The organism is Fibrobacter sp. HC4, from assembly GCF_023373925.1.
In the GTDB taxonomy this organism is placed as follows: Bacteria; Fibrobacterota; Fibrobacteria; order Fibrobacterales; family Fibrobacteraceae; genus Fibrobacter.
The window spans coordinates 67,699-90,567 of record NZ_JALCZV010000016.1; the positions used below are offsets into that span (position 1 = coordinate 67,699).

At 43.4% G+C, this 22,869-nt stretch carries 18 protein-coding genes; 9 read left to right on the forward strand and 9 right to left on the reverse strand.

Annotation, left to right across the window (positions count from 1 at the left end; genetic code table 11):
• Window positions 1-7 precede the first annotated feature (7 nt).
• On the reverse strand, window positions 8-2,221 hold the full coding sequence (locus MMG03_RS11210) for a CotH kinase family protein (RefSeq protein WP_249506300.1): 2,214 nt from the start codon (window positions 2,219-2,221) through the stop codon (window positions 8-10).
• 94 nt (window positions 2,222-2,315) lie between these two features.
• On the opposite strand from MMG03_RS11210, the gene MMG03_RS11215 reads away from it, so the two are divergent.
• From MMG03_RS11215 to MMG03_RS11250, 8 genes are all read left to right on the forward strand, one after another.
• Window positions 2,316-4,226 (forward strand): alginate lyase family protein, encoded by a 1,911-nt coding sequence (locus MMG03_RS11215; RefSeq protein WP_249506301.1) that lies wholly within the window; start codon window positions 2,316-2,318, stop codon window positions 4,224-4,226.
• Window positions 4,223-5,278, forward strand: coding sequence for a glycosyltransferase (locus MMG03_RS11220; protein ID WP_073157532.1), 1,056 nt, complete (start codon window positions 4,223-4,225; stop codon window positions 5,276-5,278). The genes MMG03_RS11215 and MMG03_RS11220 overlap by 4 nt, the downstream gene beginning before the upstream one ends.
• 3 nt (window positions 5,279-5,281) lie before the next feature.
• On the forward strand, window positions 5,282-6,634 hold the full coding sequence (locus tag MMG03_RS11225; RefSeq protein WP_073157529.1) for an O-antigen ligase family protein: 1,353 nt from the start codon (window positions 5,282-5,284) through the stop codon (window positions 6,632-6,634).
• A complete protein-coding gene (locus MMG03_RS11230) occupies window positions 6,627-7,490 on the forward strand; it encodes a glycosyltransferase family 2 protein (RefSeq protein WP_073157527.1) in 864 nt (287 codons plus the stop codon). Before MMG03_RS11225 ends, MMG03_RS11230 begins: the two co-directional genes overlap by 8 nt.
• Window positions 7,491-7,597: 107 nt before the next feature.
• Window positions 7,598-8,563: a glycosyltransferase gene (locus MMG03_RS11235; RefSeq protein ID WP_170932341.1), complete on the forward strand. Its 966-nt coding sequence runs from the start codon at window positions 7,598-7,600 to the stop codon at window positions 8,561-8,563.
• On the forward strand, window positions 8,557-9,501 hold the full coding sequence (locus MMG03_RS11240; protein ID WP_073233280.1) for a hypothetical protein: 945 nt from the start codon (window positions 8,557-8,559) through the stop codon (window positions 9,499-9,501). Before MMG03_RS11235 ends, MMG03_RS11240 begins: the two co-directional genes overlap by 7 nt.
• Before the next feature lies 1 nt (window position 9,502).
• Window positions 9,503-10,606, forward strand: coding sequence for a glycosyltransferase (locus MMG03_RS11245; protein ID WP_073157519.1), 1,104 nt, complete (start codon window positions 9,503-9,505; stop codon window positions 10,604-10,606).
• A gap of 8 nt (window positions 10,607-10,614) precedes the next feature.
• Window positions 10,615-12,528 carry a polysaccharide lyase family 8 super-sandwich domain-containing protein gene (locus MMG03_RS11250; protein ID WP_249506302.1) on the forward strand — a complete coding sequence of 638 codons (1,914 nt, stop codon included), beginning with the start codon at window positions 10,615-10,617 and terminating at the stop codon, window positions 12,526-12,528.
• 5 nt (window positions 12,529-12,533) lie between these two features.
• Here MMG03_RS11250 and MMG03_RS11255 read toward each other — a convergent pair whose 3' ends face one another.
• Both MMG03_RS11255 and MMG03_RS15975 read right to left on the reverse strand, forming a co-directional pair.
• Window positions 12,534-13,589 (reverse strand): hypothetical protein, encoded by a 1,056-nt coding sequence (locus MMG03_RS11255; protein ID WP_249506303.1) that lies wholly within the window; start codon window positions 13,587-13,589, stop codon window positions 12,534-12,536.
• A gap of 3 nt (window positions 13,590-13,592) precedes the next feature.
• Complete coding sequence (locus MMG03_RS15975) at window positions 13,593-14,129, reverse strand: DapH/DapD/GlmU-related protein (RefSeq protein ID WP_083537923.1); 537 nt, start codon at window positions 14,127-14,129, stop codon at window positions 13,593-13,595.
• Window positions 14,130-14,224: 95 nt separating this feature from the next.
• On the opposite strand from MMG03_RS15975, the gene MMG03_RS11265 reads away from it, so the two are divergent.
• Window positions 14,225-15,535, forward strand: a complete 1,311-nt coding sequence (locus MMG03_RS11265; RefSeq protein WP_249506304.1) for a CotH kinase family protein — start codon at window positions 14,225-14,227, stop codon at window positions 15,533-15,535.
• On the opposite strand, the gene MMG03_RS11270 is transcribed toward MMG03_RS11265, so the two are convergent.
• From MMG03_RS11270 to MMG03_RS11295, 6 genes are all read right to left on the reverse strand, one after another.
• Window positions 15,532-16,497, reverse strand: a complete 966-nt coding sequence (locus MMG03_RS11270) for a glycosyltransferase (protein ID WP_088666229.1) — start codon at window positions 16,495-16,497, stop codon at window positions 15,532-15,534. The two genes, MMG03_RS11265 and MMG03_RS11270, sit on opposite strands and share 4 nt — an antisense overlap.
• 116 nt (window positions 16,498-16,613) lie before the next feature.
• Window positions 16,614-17,837, reverse strand: coding sequence for a hypothetical protein (locus tag MMG03_RS11275; protein ID WP_249506305.1), 1,224 nt, complete (start codon window positions 17,835-17,837; stop codon window positions 16,614-16,616).
• 9 nt (window positions 17,838-17,846) lie between these two features.
• Window positions 17,847-19,040 carry an acetyl-CoA carboxylase biotin carboxylase subunit family protein gene (locus tag MMG03_RS11280; protein WP_088666212.1) on the reverse strand — a complete coding sequence of 398 codons (1,194 nt, stop codon included), beginning with the start codon at window positions 19,038-19,040 and terminating at the stop codon, window positions 17,847-17,849.
• Window positions 19,041-19,044: 4 nt separating this feature from the next.
• Window positions 19,045-20,253, reverse strand: a complete 1,209-nt coding sequence (locus MMG03_RS11285; protein ID WP_088666213.1) for an ATP-grasp domain-containing protein — start codon at window positions 20,251-20,253, stop codon at window positions 19,045-19,047.
• Window positions 20,254-20,268: 15 nt separating this feature from the next.
• Window positions 20,269-21,381: a DegT/DnrJ/EryC1/StrS aminotransferase family protein gene (locus tag MMG03_RS11290; protein ID WP_249506306.1), complete on the reverse strand. Its 1,113-nt coding sequence runs from the start codon at window positions 21,379-21,381 to the stop codon at window positions 20,269-20,271.
• A 1-nt stretch (window position 21,382) separates the two neighbouring features.
• Complete coding sequence (locus MMG03_RS11295) at window positions 21,383-22,822, reverse strand: lipopolysaccharide biosynthesis protein (RefSeq protein WP_088666215.1); 1,440 nt, start codon at window positions 22,820-22,822, stop codon at window positions 21,383-21,385.
• Window positions 22,823-22,869: the final 47 nt, after the last annotated feature.

A 22,869-nucleotide genomic window follows, 5' to 3' on the forward strand; every position in this document is an offset into this window, starting at 1 on the left:
GCTTTTTTTATTTAAAGTTTGCTGTATAGGAAGACTTCTTTTCTGGGGAAACTAGGCGCGGATTTTCTGTAACGCCGTCGTCCCATTGGGTAAAGTTGTGCCCGCTTTCGGGGATGGCCTCTATTAGGAGTTTGTTTCCTCTAAAGAATGTTCCACTAAATGTTTTTGAATGATTTTCTGGAAGCCGCATTCCGTCGATGGTTATGTAGCCAGCTCCCTTGGCTTCGAAAGAAATAGGTGTGGTCTTGCCTAGGTTGAATTCTTTTCTGTAATCTTCTATGACGGATTTGTCGCGTTCTACGGCCCATTTTATGATGTCCTCGCCGTCTTTAGAAACGGAGCGAGGGAATCGTTCCATGTCACGGTCCATTTCGTCGGAGTCAATTTGGGCTAGAATCGTCTTAACAGCATTGGAAACTTTTTCGGCGGTTAGATAGTGACTAAACAGAATGGCGGAATGATTGATGAAGGCTCTCTTGAAGTCATCATTTTGAATGAGTTGAGTGTAAACCTTGGCAAATGACCATGGGGTTGAACGGTCTCGGATCCAGTCGAATATGTTCTGGTTGCTTTTTTGCCATTCATAGGAATCAAGGTTAAAACCATGATCTATGTCGAATGCCATGTATTTCCAACGTGTGGAATCTGATTTCCAGGCACGAACGTTATTTGTTGGCCAATCGTCGTTGAGGCTGTAAATTTCAAAAGCCATGTAGTTCGTAAAGTTTATTATGTCCAATTTTGTTTGCAGGGTGTCGTATTCGTCTTGCCTTGAAAAATCGGAATTGGCGATGTACCTGATGAAATCAACGTATTTTTTAATTGATTTTCCGCTGAAATTTTCGCGGTGATGTTCTACGACGGTTACGGTTTTTGAGTTGATTCCGTAGTTGGTCTCTATATAATCAGCGTTTAATATTTCGCGTATGTTGTGGATTCCGTAGTATTCGCCGTTATAGAAAACTACTACGGGGTGTGAACGCTGGTAATCTATGGTTGTCCCTTCCAGAAGGCTTGTGAATGCGGCGTCTCCTACATAATCCTTGTAGAATCGATTGCCGAGATTTCTAAGACGGAAAGATTTGAATTTATTGTTGTTGGGGCGAGTGTCGAAAAGCGTGTAGGTGAGTTTGCCGTCTTGATAGACTTTTCTCATTTTGATGTTGACGGATTTCTTTGGGTAGTATCGGGTGCAGCCTCCTGCAATGGAAATTCCTGCATCAATTTCAAAACTGACTTTCTTGGATGAACTTCCTTTTGCGAAATATTCGACGTGGACGGGGTATTCCGTTTCATTGAGATATCCGGCATCCGCGTTGGGGTCAGAACATGAGTGATTGTCGTAATAGTAGGATTCCTTGAAAAAGATGGGGTCTACGCTAACGGAGATTACTGGCATCTTTATTTTTTCGCCGACAAAGTAGGATCTGGTTGTCGTGTTTATGGTAAGTGCTCCGTTTTTAAAACCGGCGCAACGCAAGATGGTGTTTTTTTCGATGAGGAGACTCTTACTGAAAATGGGGGAATTTTTGCTGGGTACAGATCCGTCCTGTGTGCAGCGGATGGTTTCCTTGTCGGATGGCGTCGGTGCCTGCAGGATAAAAGGATCTTTGTAGAATCCGGATTTTGTATTTAGATTTATGGTTTTGGCTATTTCCGAATACCAGTTTGAATCTACGTTTGCGTTTTCTGGGGTGGCTTTTGAGAAGTATCCCCAGATCCCGTCATTGTTTTTCCCGTAACTGATTCCGTTTGTCAACTGAGGGTAGGTGACTGAATCCAATACGTCAAATTTGGAATTTAGCAGATATATACTGCCGCCCTTTTTGCCTAGATTCCAGTTTGTATGAAAATTTGAATCTTTTTGATCGCAGAAGACGATTTTGTATGATTTGGCTGGAATTTCCTCGCTGGAAAATTTCCATTTGTCGGGTTCCGCTATGTTATCTGTCAAGTAGACGTTTTTGAGGCTGACGGTTGAATCTTTTGAGTTGTATAGTTCGATCCAACTAGGTAATTGACCTGCATCGTCTTTAAAATCTAAATTTTGAATTTGAATTTCTGATATGGAAATGTGAGCCCGATCCTGTAAACGCTGTTCCTCGGAGGAGTCTTCCTCGTCTGAGGCAAATATTGCACAGTTGGATATCGATGAAAGAATAAATGCCGTCAATAGCATTGTCGATATTGTGGAAAGTGTGTTTTTTAATTCAATCATCATCTGTATAATGTAATAAGGAAATTGGCTTTTTTCAAGTTTTTTTATTTATTCCATTTTTAGTCGACTTGTTCTATTTTTCTATCTTTGAAAGAGAATGTCATTAGTATGGTATATTCAACGCATTAAGACCTTTTCTCCCGAAGAGGTTTTTTATCGTGTAGGTCAGCGATTCCGCACGCATGTTCTTGATAAACGTCTGTTTAAACGAAACGTTGCAGAATGCAATTTAGAGGGGAAAGTTCCGCCCCGTTTGGTTGCTGATGAAAATGCTCACTTGATGTATCCTATCTTTGAATCGGCTGTTGATATTTATAAGCCGATAGACTGGCATCGTGATCTTTCGTCGGGAAGATCGTTCCCTGAAACGTTTGCCCATAAGATTAATATTCGTTCCGATGAATTTGGCAGCGCCAAGCATGTGTGGGAAGTTAACCGCATGCTGTTCCTGACGCGTATTGCAAAACTTTTTAAGGAATCGGGAAATCGTGATTTACTAGATCTATTTGTCTATCATGTTTCATCGTGGATGGATTCGAATCCCTATTTGCGGGGGGTAAACTGGTACAGCAATATCGAGGTAAACATCCGTCTAATTAACTGGGCGTATTGCTGGAAGTTGTTGGATGCTGAAAATCTTTGTAAGTCTGACGAAAACTTCGGACGATTTGTCCGTGAAGTATGGCTTCCCCTCGTGAACCAGCATATTGAATTTTCAAGGAAGCATCCGTCGCTGTATTCGTCTGCGAATAATCACCTTGTTGCAGAATATGCTGGCCTCTTTATTGCGTCATGTTGCTGGGATTTTCTAAAACGTGAAAAATATCGTGCTTATGCCAAGGCAGGACTTGAAAGAGAAATTCTCTTGCAGAATGTGTCCGATGGCGTAAATCGAGAAGAGGCTGCCGAGTACATCCAATTTATTGATGACTTCTTTTTGCTTGCCTCCGTGATGGGAGATGAGGCGGGGTGTCCGTTGTCGTCGTCGTATAAGGACCGCCTTCATCAGATGGCTCGTTACTTGAATGCCATGCTGGATGTGAACTACAATTATCCCATGTATGGAGATGGGGATGATGGATTCCTGTTGCGTCCTGATGCTGGTGGTCATTTCAATAACTTTAGATCGCTGCTGACATCTTTTGCAACCTATTTTGCTGATGCTTCCCTAAAACGTTCCGACTTGAGTTGGGATGATAAGAACCAATTGATTTTTGACAATCAGGGAAAGGCTGCTTTTGACGCTTTGAACGCCGACGGCGATAATCCTGACAAGAATGTGTTCCTGACAGAAAGCGGTCATTACATTTTTAGAAAGATGGCTGGAGGAAGGGAAACATTTCTCCATTTTGATGCGGCTCCTTTGGGCTTCTTGAGTATCGCTGCACATGGTCATGCCGATGCATTGAGCATTATCTTGCATGTGGACGGTTTCCCTGTTGTTGTGGATTCGGGTACGTTTACTTATCATACTCACAAGGTTTGGCGTAAATACTTTATGGGAACTGTTGCCCATAATACAGTCCGCGTTGATTTTATGGATCAGGCCACTCAGGCCGGACCTACCATGTGGTTGAATCATTTTAAGTGCAGAGCCTTGCAGGTTGAAAATGATTCTGTTGTTGCAACCCACAGTGGTTATGATAAGCTTGGCGTCTGTCATTCTCGAAAGGTCGAATTCTTGCGGGACCAGGAAGAATTTATAATCACGGACTCTTTAAAGTCTGACGGATCTCATGATGCGGAAATACCCTTCCATTTAAGTCCTTGTGCGCAGGTGGTTGAAACTTCCAAGGGCGTCTTTGTAATCTCTGTTGCCGGGGCTCGTCAGGTGCAAATCACTACGGATCCGTCGCTGGAATATCGTATTGTGTCTGGCGAAGAATCTCCTGTGATGGGGTGGTATTCTGAACACTTTGGGGAAAAGGTCCCTTGCAAGGTGCTGTACGCACAAAAGAAGTGTTCTGGAAATTCAAGTTTTGAAACGAAGATTAAGGTGCTTTCATGATTGAAAAAATTTGTCATATTGGGCCGGCTCTTTATGTTCAGGGTGGAATCAGTTCTGTTCTTGTGAGTTATAAGAAGCTTTTTAAATTGCCTGAGGGCAATTTTATTGCTAGCTACAATGGCTCCTTTGTGAAGTCTCTTCCGGTTCTTTTTTTGCTTTGCTTGCGTCTTCTTATTTGCCCGCCGAGCCAGTTTGATTTCTTTCAGATTCACACTTCTAGTTATGGAAGTTTCTTTCGCAAGTATTTGATTAGCCGCTGCCTCCGTCTTCGCGGTCGAAAGTACGTTTGTCACATTCACGGAAGCCTGTTTGATAAATTCTGCAATGGAGCGCCTTCAATTGTAAAGCTAATGTTGAAGGATTATTTCGTTCATTCCGAAAAGATTTTCATTCTCTCTTCGGAAATGAAGGATATTGTTAGATCGGTGTCTCCTTCTTCCGAAAATTTCGTGGTAATCCCGAATCCTGGCGAAAGTATTGCCGGTGCTCCGGAGGATCTTTCTTTGCATGAAAATCCTGTGAAGGTGATTTTTTCAGGAAGATTCGGAAATCGTAAGGGCGTGTATGATTTGATTGAAGCCTTTGATAAGTCTTCTTTTTCTGTGCCTGTGGAGTTGTTCCTTTTTGGCGATGGTGAAGTGGACAAGGTTCGTGAATGTGTTGAAAAGTCCTCGAAATCAAGTCTGATCAGCGTGTCGCCCTGGATGAAACATGGGGATTATATCAGACAGTTGCCCAAGTATGATTTGCTTGTGCTTCCTTCCTATGCAGAACGCTTTAGTATGAGTTTGGTTGAAGCACTCGGCTTTGGTTTGCCTGTGATTTCGACCTTCGTTGGTGGAACTGCAGAAGTGGTTGAAGATGGAGTTTGCGGAATTCTTTGTGAACCCGGAGACATTCTTGCCCTGACGAAGGCTTTGGAGACTATCGTTAATGATAAGGCCTTGCGACTGAAGATGGGAAAGGCGGGTTGGGAACGTGCCAGCACTCATTTTACAGGTGATGTTGTGAAGGGTTGCTTGGAAAGAGGCTACCAGGATTTGTTGAGTTAAAATATGATTAGTGTTGCGGTTCTGCTGGCGTTCTTTGCTTTGTTTGCAATGATGATTCTTGGGAATAAGAATCAGAGTTATCCTTGGATTCTTGCAAGCGTTATCCTTTTTCCGCAATGCGTCAGCTTTACCCAAAGCCCTCAGATTTCTCCCCAACAGGCTTTCCTCTACGGTTTCTTTGGCTTGGCTGTTTTAAGGAATAGCTCTGCTCTGGTTGATGGTGTCATCAAACATCCCTTGCGTATCCCTCTGTTTTTGTTGATGATGTCTCTAGCAGGAACTGCTGTATTGAATGGGGACGGTTCGAAGGGCCTTTATAATGCATTCCGCTATTTCATGGAGAGCTATGCCTACCTTATTGTTGCCTATATGGGTGGCTTGTATTTTAAGGAAATAAAGATTGAGGAAAAGTGGTTCTATCCTGTAGCTGTCATATGTGTGCTGGGTGTAATCGAGTTTGTGCTGCGTACGAATTATATCTTCCCCCTGATTTGTAAGGCGTTCCCGAATTATGATGGCTTTTATGATTTGAACAGTGCCGTTTCTGCTTCAAGAAGCTATCGAAACAGAATATTCGTGACGACGATTCATCCCTCTGCGTTTGGCTGTATGATGAGCTGTGCCTTGATGATGTTTACCTGTTGCATGAAAAGAATTCCGTGGCCTCGCAACAAGGTGTGGTTTGTATGGGGTGCCCTGTTCCTGTTAGTGTGCCTTTCCGGATCAAGAACGGCTCTTGCTTGTTCTTTACTTGGTTTGCTGCTGTTCTTCTTAGGTAAGGTCAATGTTAAGATTAAGTTCCTTGCCGTTGTTGTGCTTGCGTTTGCAGTGGCAAATTTTGCACATAAATTTGTTGAAGAATTTTCTGTCGAGGGACAAGGTAGTTCCATATCGATGAGACAGGAACAACTTCTGTTTTCTTATGTTCATTTCATGAACAGTCCCATTTATGGAAATGGGGTTCGTTATACAAGTAAGACGGTGATGGAGCGCGACGCCTATAATGACCGCGTTACCGATAAGGAAATTGGTGGCCTGGAATCGGTGATTTTCTTCCAACTCATTGACTACGGCCTTTGTGGAATCTCATCCTATTTTCTGCTGTTCCTGTTCGCGTTCTTCTATTTCTTTAGACGACGACGTTTTGACTATGGACAGGGAGGTATGCTGGTTACGGTAGTCTTTTTTGTGTCTGCCTGTATGTCTGGTGAGATTGGCGGCAATAACGTATTTGCCTACATGCTGATGGGGTATTGTATGGGCGCATGCCGTGTTGAAGAAGATGACGAAATGCGGGAAGAAAGTTTAAGCGGTGAATCTCAGAAGATTACTGAAGAGGAGGCTGTAAGTGAATAAGTTTTCTGTTGTCATTACGACAAAAAATCGTTGTCAACTTTTAGAAAAGGCAATTCAGAGCGCCCTGTCGCAGACTACGGGGGATTTGGAATGTATCGTTGTGGATGACGCCTCTACTGATGATACCCAGAAAATTTATGCCGTAGATCCTCGCATTGTTTACGTTCGCATTGATGCCAAGGATTCACGAGGTGGAAATTATGCCCGTAATCAGGGTATTGCTCGGGCCACAGGTAAGTTTATTGCATTTCTTGATGATGATGATGAGTGGCTTCCTAATAAGCTTGAAAAACAGTTAGCTCTCCACGATCAACATCCGGGCTCCGTCATTTTTTGTGGAAGAACTTTCAAAAAAGTTTCAAGTGAAGGTGAAACTCTTCATACCGTCATTCCTCCACAGAAATTTTCTGGGAACTTGTCTCGCCTAATCCGTACCACTTACGTGACTTCCACTTCATGCCTTTTCTTCCCTAGAAATTTGCTTGAAAAAGTTGGAAATTTTGATGAACGTTTGACTTTTTGGCAGGAGTATGAACTGTGCATCCGTTTGGCACAGGTGGCTGAATTTCATTTTGTGCCGGAAGCCCTTGTGGTTTGTCTAGATGAGGTGAATGTCAAGGCTCGCGTTTCTAATAACGTGCTGAACTGGTCAGAAAATACTTCATACATCCGGAATAAGCATCAGTCCCTCTACGATGAACTGAGCTTCAAGGAAAATTGGGCCTATCATGCAACTTTGGTAAAAGACGCATTCCGACGTCACCAGCGTGCAGGAATGAAGGCTAAGGCTTTCTATTACGGTGTTATCCGTTTCTTTGTTGAATATATTCCCACGAAAGTTCTTCATCTTTTTTGAGGTACGATATGAAAAAAGTTTGTTTCTATCCGTCATGTCAAAAAAGAACAAATCATTTCCTGTTTAATCTGGCGAAGTTGCTGGAGTCTTCGGGCAATTTTCAATGTGTGAGCTACAAAGAAATGAAGAAAGAAGGCTCTGGGAATTTGTTTGAATCGGATGTTTATCACATCAACTGGTTTGATCAGAGTAAGACTTTTTTCTCCTTTTTAAAGAGACTCTATTTTTTACTTGCTCTGAAACAGAAGAATAAACGTATTGTCTGGACGATTCACAATATCGTTTCTCATGTAAAGACTCCTTTTTACAACAAGATTCTCTTTAAGCTGCTGGCCCGTTTTTCAAGTGTTATTCATGTGATGTGCGAAGACACTCTGACTATTGCCCATCTTGAAAAATATGCAGGGAAGGTTAAGCTTGTTCCTCATGGAGATTATTACGGGTCTTACCCTGAAAGCGATCTTGATGTTCGCAAGAAGTTTGGGATTGATGAACGTTCTCCGATTATGCTGTTCTCGGGGGCTATCCAGCCTTACAAGAATATAGAGGTGCTGGTGAAGGCTTTTATGAAAGCATTCGGTGAAAACGAGAATGTGGAATTGCCTGTTCTTTTGATTTGCGGAAAGGTGGAACCTGCTTCCTATGAAGCCGATATACGTAATTTGATTGGAAACTGTAAACGCATTGTCTTTAATCCTGGTTTTATTCCGGATGATGAATTGTCTGCCTATGTAAAGTCGGCGTGCGTTATGACTGTGCCCTACAGCTATCGTTCTTCTCTGAATTCAGGAACGATTCCGCTGGCTTTCTCTCTTGGGAAAACTTTGATCTGCCCTGATATTGCATGTGTCAAGGATATTTTGAAACAGTCTGATTGTCTGTATGGCTATCACTACGAATCCGAAAGCGAACATGTGGAAATTCTTGCTGAAAAGATGGCCGAGGCGTATTCTGATTTTGTTAGCGGTAAGATTGGCGAAAAGGAATCGCTTGCTGTGCAGTACATGGCCAGAAATTCCTGGGAATCCCATAAGAAGGAATGGCTTGAACTTTACGGAGAAACTTCATGCTGACTTTTATCTTTGTAGATTACAAGTCTGGTGAGGCGACGCTCAATTGCATTGCTCACTATATAAAAAAGTGTAAGAAGTCTCCTGCGGAAATTTCTTTTGTTGTCGTTGATAATAGCGTTGACGATGGCAATTTCGTGAAACTGTCTAGCGCCTATTCCACTATTTCGATAACAGAATATGATGGATCTGTTCTGGAAGAAAAGAATGTGGATGGCTACCGTCTGCTTTTGTGGAAGAATACTAGCAATGCGGGATATGGAAAGGGAAATAATGCCGGCGCGAAAATTGCAGGCGAGTTCCTGGGAAGCGATTATCTGATTTTTACAAATAATGACTTGCTTGTCCTTGATGATACTCTTTCGGTTGACACCCTGATTACCGAGACCGAAAAGCCGAATGTGGCTATCGTCGGCCCGTCCATTGTCGGTAAGGATGGACGTCCGCAGAACCCTTATTTTGAAAAGAATTTCTTTTTACGTTGGGGGTTGGACAATCTTTGCTATCCCTTGGCTCGCTTTTTGCCTAAAAAGTTGACTTCGGGTGACTTGCAAGAAAATTTTGTTCAAAATCCGGTTTTCCGAGTCATGGGCGCTTTTTTCCTGATTCCCCGTAGAATCTTTGAAGAAGTTGGCTGTTTTGATCCCAATACATTTCTATTTGCCGAGGAATTAATTCTTTCAAGGAAACTTCATGACAGGGGGTATGTAACCCACTATGTGCCGGCGGTACACCTTCTTCATAATCACTCTGAAATCATAAATAAAAATTATGATTTTTCTAAGAGGCTGATGCTCCGATTTGAATCGGAATCTTATTATTATAAGAATTATGCTGGTGTGAGTTCCGTTCAAATTTTTGTTGTACGTATGATTTTGAAGTCCTACATCTTTAGAAAGAAAATCTGCAAAAAGATAAAGAGCCTTTTTAAGAAGGTGTGATATGAACGCAATTGTTTCCGTTGTTATCCCTGTTCATAATGGTGAAAAGTATCTAAAGGAGTGCTTGGATACTGTTGTCAATCAGACCTTGAAAGACTTAGAGATAATTTGCGTTAATGATGGTAGCACAGATGGATCTCTTGCCATTCTCGAAGATTACGCTTCCCGCGATTCTCGCATAAAGGTTGTTTCACAGGAGGCGTCTAATGCAGGTCATGCCCGTAACACAGGACTTGCGGTGACTACAGGTGAATACCTTTCATTTTTGGATGCAGATGACTGGTTTGAATTGAATATGCTGGAAACGATGGTGACTGCGGCAAAAAAAGATGATGCTGACATTGTGTTCTGCAAGGCTGCCACATTTGACCAGAAAACAGGTGTTCAATCCACAAAGTCGTTTTCCCTGAAGGAACGTCTTGTGCCCAAGGGAACGGTTTTTTCTGGCAAGGATATTGCCGAGGATTTGTTCCAGTTTTGCAGAACCGCTGCCTGGGATAAACTGTATAAGGCTTCTTTCATTAAAGCGGAAGGCTTGCGGTTTCAGGAACAGGCTCGCATGAACGACTGCTTCTTTTCGACCATGGCGAATGTTCGTGCCAAACGGATGGTCGTATGCGATAAGATGTTTATTCATTATCGCATCAATACAGGGACTTCCATTACGTCCATTTCTCCGGATATAGCCTATCCCTGCACCTTGAACACCTTTGGTCTTTTACAGAAGACCATGAGGGCTGATGAGCTGAAGGCTGTTGAAAAATCCTGGAAGAATTTTGTGGTGAAAAATGTGGTAAATGAAATTTCCACGTTCTCTGTAGATGTGGCCTTCAAGTATTACACCATGCTGAAGCAGAATGATTTCGGTTTAAGCGGAATGAAAGGCTGTCAGATATATGACAGTTTCCTTTATTGCATGTACGATAAGTATTTGGATAAGGAATGGGACGAAGTATCTTTCAAGACCGCCTTTGAAAGTTTTATGCAGGAATATCGAGCCAAGAAAAAGCAGGCGAACTGGAAGAAATCTTTCAGTGGTTTGATTTCCCTGTTGCGTTCCCACAGCTTCTCCAGTTTAGTTCGTCAGTTTAGAAATTCCCGATAGGGGATCGTATGAATGGTTGTGGACTGATTTTCGCTATTTTACTAGCGGTATCTACGGCCATGGCTAGTGACCTGGATTCCCTTTTAGATCGTTTGAGAGAGGACTATTCCTCGAATGTTCCTCCGGAAGAATCCCTGAAAATTGTTGAGGACCTACATTCTGACGGAACATGGTCTGGCCCCAAATATCATGAGAAGGGGCATACTCCCATTGAACATTTGAAAAAGACGAGAACGTTGGCGGAAAGCTATGCATATGCCTGTGCTGGACCGACTGCCAATAGTGAGTGCCTAAAAATAAAGGAGTCCGCAATAAGGTCTCTGCTTTTTTGGTTTAATCGCGAAGAGTATTTTGTAAACGATAATTGGTGGATGAATGAAGTCGGTGTGCCGAGGGAACTGGCTCCCATTGCACTGTTGCTGTGGGATGAATTGCCTGATTCATTGAGGACCAAAATTATTCGATGTTTCCCTGAATTGCCGAGTCGGAATGGTGTTAACAGAACATGGATTTCTGAACTGGTCGTTATCCGTGGAATTCTGGAGCGAAGAGATTCTCTGATTTATGATGGCCTGAAAAATATTGAGTCCACCATGCTTGTTACAAGTAGGGAAGGGCACCAGAAGGACCATTCCTTTTTTATGCATGGCAATCTGTTGTATAATGGCGGGTACGGGAAAATGGCTTTGTCTATTGGAGCGAAGTGGGCGTCCTTTTGTCGTGGGACGGTATATGCCTTTAATCAGGAAACACTTGATGCAATGAGCGCTCTTGCCTTGCATGGAAATCGCTGGATGATGTGGAAAGGGATGGTGGATCCCATGGTTCTAGGCCGTGAAATTTCTCGTAAGGACGATAACAAGAATGCAGGGGGATACGTTTATATTATCAGGAATTTGGAAAGTGTAGATTCCTCCCGTGCGGAAGATTATTCCTTGTGGAAAAAGGAAATAAAAGGAGAAAATTTTCTTTCGGGTTGCCATTACTTTGAGCGAGGAGAATTGATGGTTTGCCGTTCCGATGATTATTACATCTCTCTCAAGATGTCTTCAAGGAAAACGGTAGGTAGCGAAAGCATCAATCGTGAAAATCGGAAGGGGTTTTGGTTAGGGGCGGGAGTCCTATCTGTATACCGTCACCCGGATGATTTTAAGGATATTTACCCTCTATGGGATTGGTCTATGCTTCCTGGGATTACTTGTTACGACAAGTCCGAACAGAAGGAAAAACGTGTGACTAATGAGTCTCGATTTGTTGGTGGCTTGAGTGAAGAAAACATTGGCGTCGCAACAATGATTGTTGATCGTTCGGGAATCTATGCCAGGAAAACCTGGGTGTTCATCAATGGCACTGTCGTTGCCCTGGGGGCTGATATTTCTAGCAGAATTGATTCTCCGATCCGAACAACACTGGATCAGCGCTTGTTGTCGACGGATTTTTCGCTTGAGTCTGTTCCTGCCGTTGGCGACTCTCTTGAATCGTTAATGGTTCTGCATAATGGAATTGGTTATCGCAGTCTAGACGGTCAGACCTTCAAGGTAAAGGTTGAAAATCGTGAAGGAAACTGGAGTGAAATCGGTACAACGAAATTTGTTGAACATGGAAAAATTTTCTCGCTATGGATAGATCATGGAATTCTTCCTCAAAAGGCAAAATATGCCTATCTCATGGAGGTTGGGACAAAAACAGGTCATTTGACTTCCGGACATAAAGAACGTATTCTAGTTCTTCAAAATGATCCTGTGGGTCAGATTATTTATGATGCCGCAAACCACATTGTGTGTGGAACAATGTTCCGAGCTGCTTCATTCAAGTTTAATCAGCAGGCGTTCTTCTTTGATGTTCCCTGCGTCTTTATTTTCCGCGAAGACGGAGGATTTCTAAAAGACCTCTTGAAGAAAGACCTTGTTTTTGAAAAATGAATTAGTTACAGGAGGCTCTTGTAAAAATCAAGAAGCTGTCTAGAAATGGTCTTGCTGGATAGATGCCGTTGTGCGTAAGTCTTGTTCTTCTGGCCGTACCCGGCGGCAGCCTGCGCCAAGCCTTCCTTTATGCTGGATATCAGAGATTCCTTGCTGCCTACTTCAAATACGGGGTTCCCGGATTCCTTCAGGAACGGACCTACATTTCCTGTATCGGGGCCTACGACAACTTTGCCGAGATAGAATCCCATAGAGGCGTTCCCTGAATTTAGAATGACAACGCGCTGCAATAGCATCAGGTCTGCCATCGCTCCGAATAAGGGAATCTCCTCTTCGGGAATGATTTTTGCACTTGTCTTGATGTTGTGCAGTAAATTCAGCAATAGACATTTTAGCTTTGTCTTTGCGTGGCGCAGGTAAATTCGGATGCCCTTTGTCTTTCGCTCGATGAAGAATGATGGGGCAAGAATCTTGATGGAATTCTTCTTTAGGAAGTCGGTTAGCCCGAGTAGTAAATCTCGTTCCTGCTGGTCTCTAAAGGCTCCAAGGCATAGAATGTAAGTGTACTTGGTGCTTAGTCCAAGTTTTTTTGCGGCCTCTTCTTTTGTGACGGGATCCTTGTATCTGTCATCATAGATATGATGGGGGAGAATTTCGTGTCTGCTGCGAGGATACAATTCCTTGAACAGGTTTTGACTGTAGTTCCCCATGTGCAAGATCATGTCGCATAATTCGTAGACCACTGTGTAGGCTTCTGTTTGCCAGGGAAACTTTGCAAAGTGTGGCTTGATGTTGTGACATGTTGCTACAATCTTGCCGCCCTTTTCCTTGATAGCTTGCAGACGTAACTTCAGATCCTCTGGGGTCCTATTTGTGTTCTTTAGAAGAATATCTGGCCAGTGGATGTGTATGATGTTGCAGGATAATGTTTCTTCATTCCAGAAGGTTTGAATTCCCGAAACAACTTCCAGGGTGTCGTCTATTTCTTTTAGACGCTTTATAAGAATCGAAACATACGGATTGAAACAATCGTTTTCGTCAATGCCAAAATAAATCTTCATGGGCTAGCGGAAAAGGGGGTGGAAGTCGTGCTTGTACTGGAGCGAATTCTTTCGTTCGCCGATTACTTTGGCGGGTACGCCTGCGACGATTGCATTGGCGGGAACATCTTTGGTGACGACGGCATTTGATGCAACGACTGCTCCGTTCCCGATTGTTACTCCGGGAAGTATGGTTGCCCTTGAAGCGATCCATACATGGTGACCGATATGAACCTTGCCTGCCCTGGATTCGTGAGTTTCACTATTGGGGTCGTGGTCCATGGTCCAGATCATTACATTTGTTGCAATGTCTGTGTCGTTTTCAATTTCTAGCGTTCCACGGCCGTCCAAAAGTACATCTTGATTGATGATGACTCGATCCCCGACGGAAATGCCCTTAGGGTATAACAGCTTGACATGGCGCAGAAAGGAGACGCCTTCGCCCATCTTTCCCAGAATCTTTTTTAGGTAGCGTGTACGAATTCTGCGGCTCGGAAATGAAAGTATCCACGGTCGGATGACTTCTGTCTTGAATAGCTGGTATTTTTGTTTGAAAGTCATAATTTTTTTTTGTATTTATTACTAATATAGATAATTATAAGTTTTATTGTTTTGGCTTGTTCGGGGTAGAAACATAAATCTATTTGAGGTATTGTTTGCTTTTAAGAACGGTCTGCCTTTTTTTTCTAGCGTTTATGCTATTGTCCTGTACGGAAACGTCACAGGATGATGATTCCTTTGGTCAAGGCGCATCGGAATCTTCGTTGGCTTCCTGCGTAGAAAGTATAGCTCTTGAAGATGAATTTCCATTTGAAAATTCTGAGTATCCCTTTGTTGGGCTTCAGCGTATTGTCATAGAGACGGATTCTTGCGAGCGTGATATTGAGAAGGGCGTTTATACATGGGCTAGCATGCGTGTGTATGGGGAAGATTCTGCACAGGGAGAATCGTTAAAGATGCGCATCAAGGGACGTGGGAACTCCAGCTGGAATGATATGCCGAAACGGGGCTATAAAATCGTTTTTGAAGAAAAAAAATCAATGCTGGGGATGCCTCGAAATAAGGAGTGGGTTCTTGTCGCCAACTATGCAGATAAAAGTTTGATGAAAAATCATTTGGCTTATAGGTTGGCATCTGACATTGGAATGGAATTTTCTCCGCGAAGTGAATTTTTTGAATTTTATTTAAATAGCGAATATCTGGGCGTTTACCTGTTGACAGAGAGTATCGAAGTCCGAAAAAATAAGGTAAATCTCCCTGAAGATGTGGATTCCTATCTGGTGGAGTTTGATGCCAAATATAACGAAGGAGAACAAGTTGTATTTGCCAATGTGTTAGATACGAATAAGCCATTCCGAATTCATTACCCTAAAAATGCTTCGGACAGTTCTTTGGAAAAATTGTTAAATCATGTTGAATCGTTTGAAAGATTCTTGCTGACGGTTGAAGGGGCGTCTATAGAGGAAATCTCTGAATGGATTGACATTGACGCTTTTTCAAAACATTTTTGGGTCCAGGAATTTGCGAAAAATCCAGATGCGAATTATTTTACCAGCGTCTATTTTACCTGGTCGGATGGTTGCCCGATAAAAATGGGACCTGTCTGGGATTTTGATGTAGCTTTTGGGGGAATGCGAATTTATAACGAGGCTCTTGCGTTAAGCGAAAATTGGCGAACTAGAGATGCTTATTGGAATGCAAGATTATTTTCAAATAAGGCTTTTGCAGATACAGTTGACCGGTATTGGAAAAAGTTAAGCCCAATTTTTGAAGGAGCTGAGGGAATTATTGATTCTCTTGGGGAAGCCCTAGAATTACCTGCGCAAAACAACTTTAAGCGCTGGGATATCCTTCATGAACATGGCAAGTGGATTTCCAATAGTGTTCGGAACTATGGAGAAGCCGTAAATAATTTAAGGAAGTGGGTCGTCGGAAGACGAAGATGGATTAATGAAAATACTCCCTAGAGTCTCCATTTCTTCTTTATGATTCTTCTGGCGATTCTGCTGTGTCTTGCGCAGAATAAGGCTATCTTCTGCTTTGCCGAAATGACGCCCTCGTTGATTTTAGAGCGAAATGTCGGATCGAATACAGCATAGCGAATAAGGGCCTTTCCAAAATCCTTTTTGAATTTCTGGATGATGGCTTCGTCTTTGATGTACTTGGAAAGGTACACGCGCATTTCTTCGCAGGATAGATTGAATCGGTATTGAGCCTTGTTCTTTTCGCCTCTGTGGCAAGCGGAGTTGGGCGTCAGACGATAGACTGATGTGACTGTGGGATCGTAGTGGATTTTACCAAGAGTCGATGCGAAGAAGAATAGCTGTGTATCTCCCATGAGGAAATATTTGCTTATTGCGAAGTCGTCGTTAATCTTGGACCAGAGAGAACTTCTGTAGACGGTGGTGACCGTTTGGACTCGGTACTGATTGGCGTCTAGGATATAGAGGCTTAAATCGCTTTGCTTATTTTTCTGAATATCCAAATTCTGTTGAATTGATTTATCTTCTAGAAATTTGTCGTTGGTCTGATCGTAATATTTGAAAGCCGTGTGAGAAAAGATGTAATCAGGATGACTTTCTAGAAAATCAACTTGTCTTTGCAATTTATTCGGGTCTATCCAATAATCATCGCCTTCGCACTCCGCGTAATATTTTCCTTGAGCTTTGGGATAGACGAAGGTGTTCCAGACGCTGACTTTTTTGGAATATTGATTTTCGGTCTGAAGAATAGGCTTGATTAAGTCAGGGTATTTTTCTGCGTATTCCCGTACGATTTTTGCGGTGCCGTCTGTGGAGGCGTCATCATGGATGATGATTTCGATAGGGAAATTAACCTTCTGAAGGAGGAATCCTTCGATGGTCTGGGCGATATATTTTTCGTGGTTATACGTTGTGCAAAGAATGGATACTAATGGCTTGTTACACATTGTTATTATATTCCTTTTTCTGCTTTTGCGATTCCCACGATCCGCATAGTTTTTTTTCAAATGTTTTTTAACGTCTGCGGTTTTCAAGAAATTTAAATGTTTCTATGAAATGCAAATTACCTTAGCATGTCCAATAGGTGCTTGGCGTCTTGGCGCTTGCGGATGACTTTGTAGCCGTCTTTAGTCAAGGATACCATAGCGCATCGAGGATTGATGAAGAAGGGGGTCAAATTGATTCGATAAGCTCCGGAAGCCTTAAAAACAAGGAAATCACCTTTCTGGTAGTGGGTCAATTTGATTTGTTCGGCCACTTTGTCTACTTCCATGCAGGTTGATCCAACGACGTCTGCAACGATTTGTTCCTGAGGTTCGTTTTCGCTATACTCGACGTAAGGATAATTTGTTTTTCCGCTAGGACGGACTTGATAAATGCTGGCGTCCACAGAAACGAAGTGTTTCCCATTTACATTTTTGTGCTGGTAGACTTTAGTGGCCAGTTCAAAAACGTTGGTTACAACGGCTGCACCCGGCTCTATGACGATGTATGGCTTGTGCTGGTCGAACCAGGCGTTGTTCAGGAAAATGTCGCAAACGGCTTGAGCATAATCATGATAAGTAGGCCGTTTTGATACATCAACTTCTTTGGGGGCAGCGCCAAAGAAACTTCCTCCAAGATCTACATACTGAACATCGTTCAATTGGAATTTTTCGCAAATTTGAACTAATCTTTCTGCGATAATCTTGTAATTGTCCACAGAATGATTTGTTGTTGATACATGGCCATGTACGGCGTTTATTTTTATGTTGGCGGCTTTTAGTTCGGGAACGATTTCCTGAAGAACTTCTTCGGTGAATCCAAAACGGCTTTCGGTAAGTCCACCCTGAATTGCCGAGGCTCCATTACGAGTGTTCAACTCCATGTTGATTCGAAGACCGACGCTAAAATCCTTTTCGGGGAACTGTTGCTTCAACTTAAGGATGTTGGCGACTTCATAGCTGGAATCCAAATTGACGATGCTTCCGTTGTTTGCAACATGCTGCAGTAGAGGCTCGTCCTTAATGGGCCCGTTAAGAACAATGTGTTCTCCACGAAAACCTATCAATTCTGCTAGATTGTATTCTATTTCAGATACAACCTCTGCGTAGAGGCCTTCTTCTTTAACGATTTCCAACAGAAACGGAGTGTAGTTGGTTTTAAAGGAATAAGACAAGATGAACTTGGGGTAAAGTTCCTTAAAAGCTTTTGAAAAATTCCTGAGATTCTCACGGAATAGTTCTGGATGGACTATATAAAATGGAGAACCAACTTCACTGGCAATTTCGTTAAGTCTAGAATACATAGGTGTTCGCTATTTCAAAAGGTTGATCTTGTAGTAACTCTGGAAGTTGTCGATGATTTTGCGCATTTCTTCGTAAGTGGGAAATTGCAAAAGCATGATGCCGACTCGATCTGTCAGTTTTGTAAAGCGGTTGACGGGGTCTCCGTTTTTCTTGAATATCAATTGCTTGAGCGTGTACGGACTTAATGAATCTGAAATTTCAATGCCGTTGAATGTTCCGCCTTCGTTAGAGTAGATCAATGCGTAGGCGAAGAATCCAGTGGGCTTGCATCCGTCAATGTTTAACGGTTCCCCTAGTGCCAACTTGACTCCAATTTCTTCAAGACTAACTCCGTAAGCCTTGTTCATCAGTTGATAAATGAAGTTTCCGCTGTGTCTTGAGTTTACTTCAATGAAGTTGATTTTCCCTGACTTTGAAATTCGAAATTCTGTATTCAGTACGCCCGAAGTGATGCCGATGGCAGACGCCAGCTTTTTGATTTCTTCCTCAATATCGTTTCGAATATTTTGGGGAATGACGTTTTCTCCAAAGATAGTGGAGTAAGGAAGAATATCGCTGTTGGGAGCGTACAAATGTTTGCCGAGAAATGATATTTTTACTTCGCCGTTTTCAATGACGCAGTCGCCGTTTATCTGAAGATCAGTCTCAATGAATTCTTCAATAATAATGTTTCCGCTTTTGGAAACGCTGTGTGCGTAATCTACGGCCGGCTGTAATTCAGCTTCGCTGCAAACTTTGGTGATTCCGTTGTTCCCGCCGCAATCCGTGGGCTTTACAATAACGGGGTAGGGGAAGGCCTTCGCTTCTTCAGGAATTACATTCCCGTTGAAAAGAGTGAATTTCGGGAAAGATGTAAAACCGTTGTTTTGGAGGAACTTCCTAAAATTATTCTTGTAGGAAAGAGTGTCCTTGACTGTGCAGGAAATGCCAGGAAGATTGTATTTTTCGATGAGATGACAACCTGCAAATGATCCTGCTGAAGAGGCGAAATAAACTACTGCATCAACAGGGTTCTTTTCGATGTATGCATCAATAAGATCAATGTCGAATGTGCTAATCAGCAGTGATTCGTCTGCTTCCTTGTGTCCCGGGTTTTCGGCTTTGTTATCGCATGTAACTACATGAAGTCCACGGGACTTTGCGTATCTGATAGCAGGCAAAGTTGACAGGTTTGCGTCAAAAAAGATAATCCGTTTTTTCATACTGTTATTCCAATGAGATTTTTAGCCATTGGGCTTCATTGTTCAATGCATTCAACAATTGGTCTCGGTTTTCAAACTGAAGGAACAGAGTGCCCAGAGAAGTATTCGCTCCTGTAAAGGGCTCTATGTGATCACCCGGCTTTACAATTAAACCTATATCGCGGACGTATTTTGACTTGAAATCTTCATCGATTTCAACGGATACCAAAGTTCCTTTTTGGGATGAATGCAAAATGTAGTTGCACCAGACTCCATCGTATTGGGGAGTGCTGATGTTTTCTACGGGCATGCCTAGGGCTTTGCAAATTTCTGCGCGGATAAGTGATTGACCTGTGGCCATGTCCTGAAGTTCTGCGATGCGATTGCCGCCACCACGGGGACTGACTTCCATAATGTAGGCTTTGCCGTTGGAACAGACTCTGCTTTCTACGTTGTAGATGCCGGACTTGACCTTCAGCAGGGTAAATAGCCTTTGAAGTTGGCAGGTGAGGTCGTCCTGGAATTTTTGTTCCATGGAGGCGGGCCAAATTTCAATTGCCGGTGTATATGGGTTTGCTGCGTTAGCGTCAAACAACTGGTCCGAGTAAGCAGGGTAAACCAGCTTTCCGTCTACGGTAAATACGTCTGCACTGGATTGTGCGCCCACCTTATCTAGGAAGTCTTCAATGACGAAGTTCTTGCTGATTGAGGCGGATAGTGCTGTGGCGATGGCGGACGCTAGGTCTTCTTTCCTTTCAACCTTCGTGACCCCCTTGCTGCCTGCAGAGTCCACTGGCTTTACAATAACAGGCCAGTTGAAAAAATCGACGTCGCGGAGTGCGTCTTCTGCATTGTTGTATCCTTTGGCGTTGGGGGTGTTAAATCCGGTGTCGGAAAGGAACTTTCGGAATTTAGACTTGTCTTGTAGAATGCAAGCGGCTTCATAGGAACACTGGAAGGGAAGTCCCATCCGTTCGGCAACATACGCTGCCGTTGTCACCCCAGGGTCAACAGCATGAGATAGGATGCCGTCTATCTTTAGTTCTTGAGCAGCCTTCAAAACGGCATCCTTGTCAATGATGCTTACATTGCAGTATTCGTCGGAATACTTGTGTGCAATATTGTTTGGCAGGTAGTCTGCGGTAATGACGTAAATGCCCATCTTGTGGGCTTCCTCGATAACGGGGATGAGATACCGAAGGCCGCCGAGCAGCATCAATTTTTTTTGCGTCATGGAATTACCGCTTTACTAGCGCTTGTGAACGACTACGTCGATGACTCGGCTAACGCTTTCTTCGTCAAGGCCGGCGAACATGGGCAGACAGAGCACCTGGTTTGCCAGCTTGTGTGCTATGGGCAAGTTTGCTGGATTTGCTGAATCCAGGCCTTTGTATGCGCTGAATGTGCTGATCAACGGGTAGAAGTAACGACGTCCGAAGATGTTGTGTTCTTGCAGTTTGGCGTACAGGTCGTCTCTACTGATGCCGTATTCTTCGCTAATGAAGATGGGGAAGTAGGCATAGTTGTGTCGAACACCTTCAATATCCTGGAGGAATCGGATTCCCGGGATGTTCTTGAATGCTTCGCGATATCTGTTTGCTACGGCCTGACGTTTTTCGATGGCGCGGTCCACCTGCTTCAAGTTCAGCAAGCCGTATGCCGAACGAATCTCATCCATCTTGCTGTTAATGCCCGGTGCGACGACCGTGGTTTCGCCGTTGAAACCGAAGTTCTTCAGGAAGTCAATGCGCCTTTTGGTGGCTTCGTCATGGCAAACTAAGGCACCACCTTCGATGGTGTTGTAAACCTTGGTGGCATGGAAACTGAGGGTGCTCATGTCGCCTGCCTTCAATACGGATTCACCATCTTTTTTGACGCCAAAGGCGTGGGCGGCATCATAGATAATCTTCAGACCATAGATGTCTGCGATTTCCTGGATGCGCTTCATGTTGCAGGGGGTTCCGTACACATGGACGGGCATAATGGCCGTGGTGTGCGGGGTAATGGCTGCTTCAATTTTTTCGGGGTCGATGTTGCCAGTTTCTTCATCAACATCTACAAATACCGGTTTCAGTCCGTTCCACCAGATTGAGTGGGTGGTTGCCACAAAACTATAGGGTGTGGTAATCACTTCTCCAGTAATTTTCATCGCCTGCAGAGCGGTAATCAGGGGCAGTGTGCCGTTGGTGAACAGGCTGATGTATTTTACGCCGAGGTAATCTGCCAGGGCTTTTTCCAGTTCTTCATGATAGTGACCATTGTTTGTTAACCATTTGCGGTCCCAGATGTCTTGAAGCATGGGAATGAACTCGTCCAGAGACGGGAGGAGCGGGGAGGTAACTGTAATCAGCTTGTTGTCCATTTTATTTCCTCTTGATCATGCTTAGTAGTTCGTCAATGGTCTTCTTATTAAAGAGATAACTGGTGATAAAATAGTAAATGCAACCTACTGCTATTCCTGTTGCAATCTGCAAAGCATACTGTTTCTCAGGTAGCAGGCTGTTTATCCCTATGACTAGTGCTGCCATAATGGATACATTCAGGAATGCGGGGAACAGGAACTTCATCTGAGTGAAAAAACCGGCTTTCAAAAACCTACCGGAATAGAATGTGTTTATGAAAAGATTTATCCATGTGGAGATGACCTGGCCGATGCACATTTCCAAAACACCCATTTGAAGGGTGATGATGAGGATGGTAAATCCAACCGTTTTCTTGATGATTTCCAACTTTAGGAAAAGGTCGGATCTGCCGAGAACCTGGAGCATATTTAGGTTGATTGCATGTACAGGGTACCACATCATGGCAAGGCAAAGAATTTGAAGCAGGATGATCATACCTTCCCAACGATCTGTCAGGAAAAGTAATGTACATGGTTTTGCCAGTGCGAACAGGCCCATCATTAACGGGAATACGATAAAGGTGGACATGTTTAAAAATTTCAAATAACCGTTGCGCATACGCTCAGGTTCGTTCTGCATTTTGCTGAGGACCGGGAATGATACTCGCTGCAGAATGCGGGTGATGTTGAGCGAAGGGAATTGGGCAAAATGTTCGGCCTTGGAGTATCCTCCCAGCTGGGCGGGGGTGTAGTACTTTCCGATTATAAGCGGATAAATGTTGTTGTAGACGGTGTCAATGATTCCGGAAATGAGCAGCTTTGAACCATAGGAGAACAGATACTTAAAGGATTCTCTGGAGAAAAAACAGGTGGGACGCCAACGTACGACAAGCCAATATAGGGTAGACATGAGTACGGTGCTGAAGAGCGCCTGGATGACTAGTGCCCAGACTCCATAACCATTGTATGCAAAGAAGATGCCTACGGCGCCGGAAATGACTGCGCACACAAGCGAAATTTTAGCCTGTTTCTTGAAGTCAATTCTTATGACAAGTGTTGTTGTCTGGACCGCGTTAAAGGATTGTACGATAATCTTTAAAGCAAGAACTCGTAAAACGAGAGTGAGTTCTGGCATAGCGTAGAATTGCGCGATGAATGGTGCCAACAGGAATATGACTGCATAGCAAAACAGAGACATACCGATATTGAAGAAGAACATGGTGGCCATATCCTTTTCTGTACGGTCAATTTTTCGGATAATTGCATTTGAAAAGCCGCTGTCAATGAATGTCTGGCTGATGGCCAGAAAGACGGTTAGCATGGCGATTACACCATAGTCTGCAGGCGTAAGCATTCGAGCAAGGATGATGCCGAATAAGAACTGAACACCCTGCGTAGAAAATCTCTCTATGGCACTCCAAATGACTCCGTGCGCGGTTTTTTTCTTTAAATTGTCTGCCATTATACCTAGACTCCCCTTGTTAGGGAATTGTATTTATGCTTTCCACG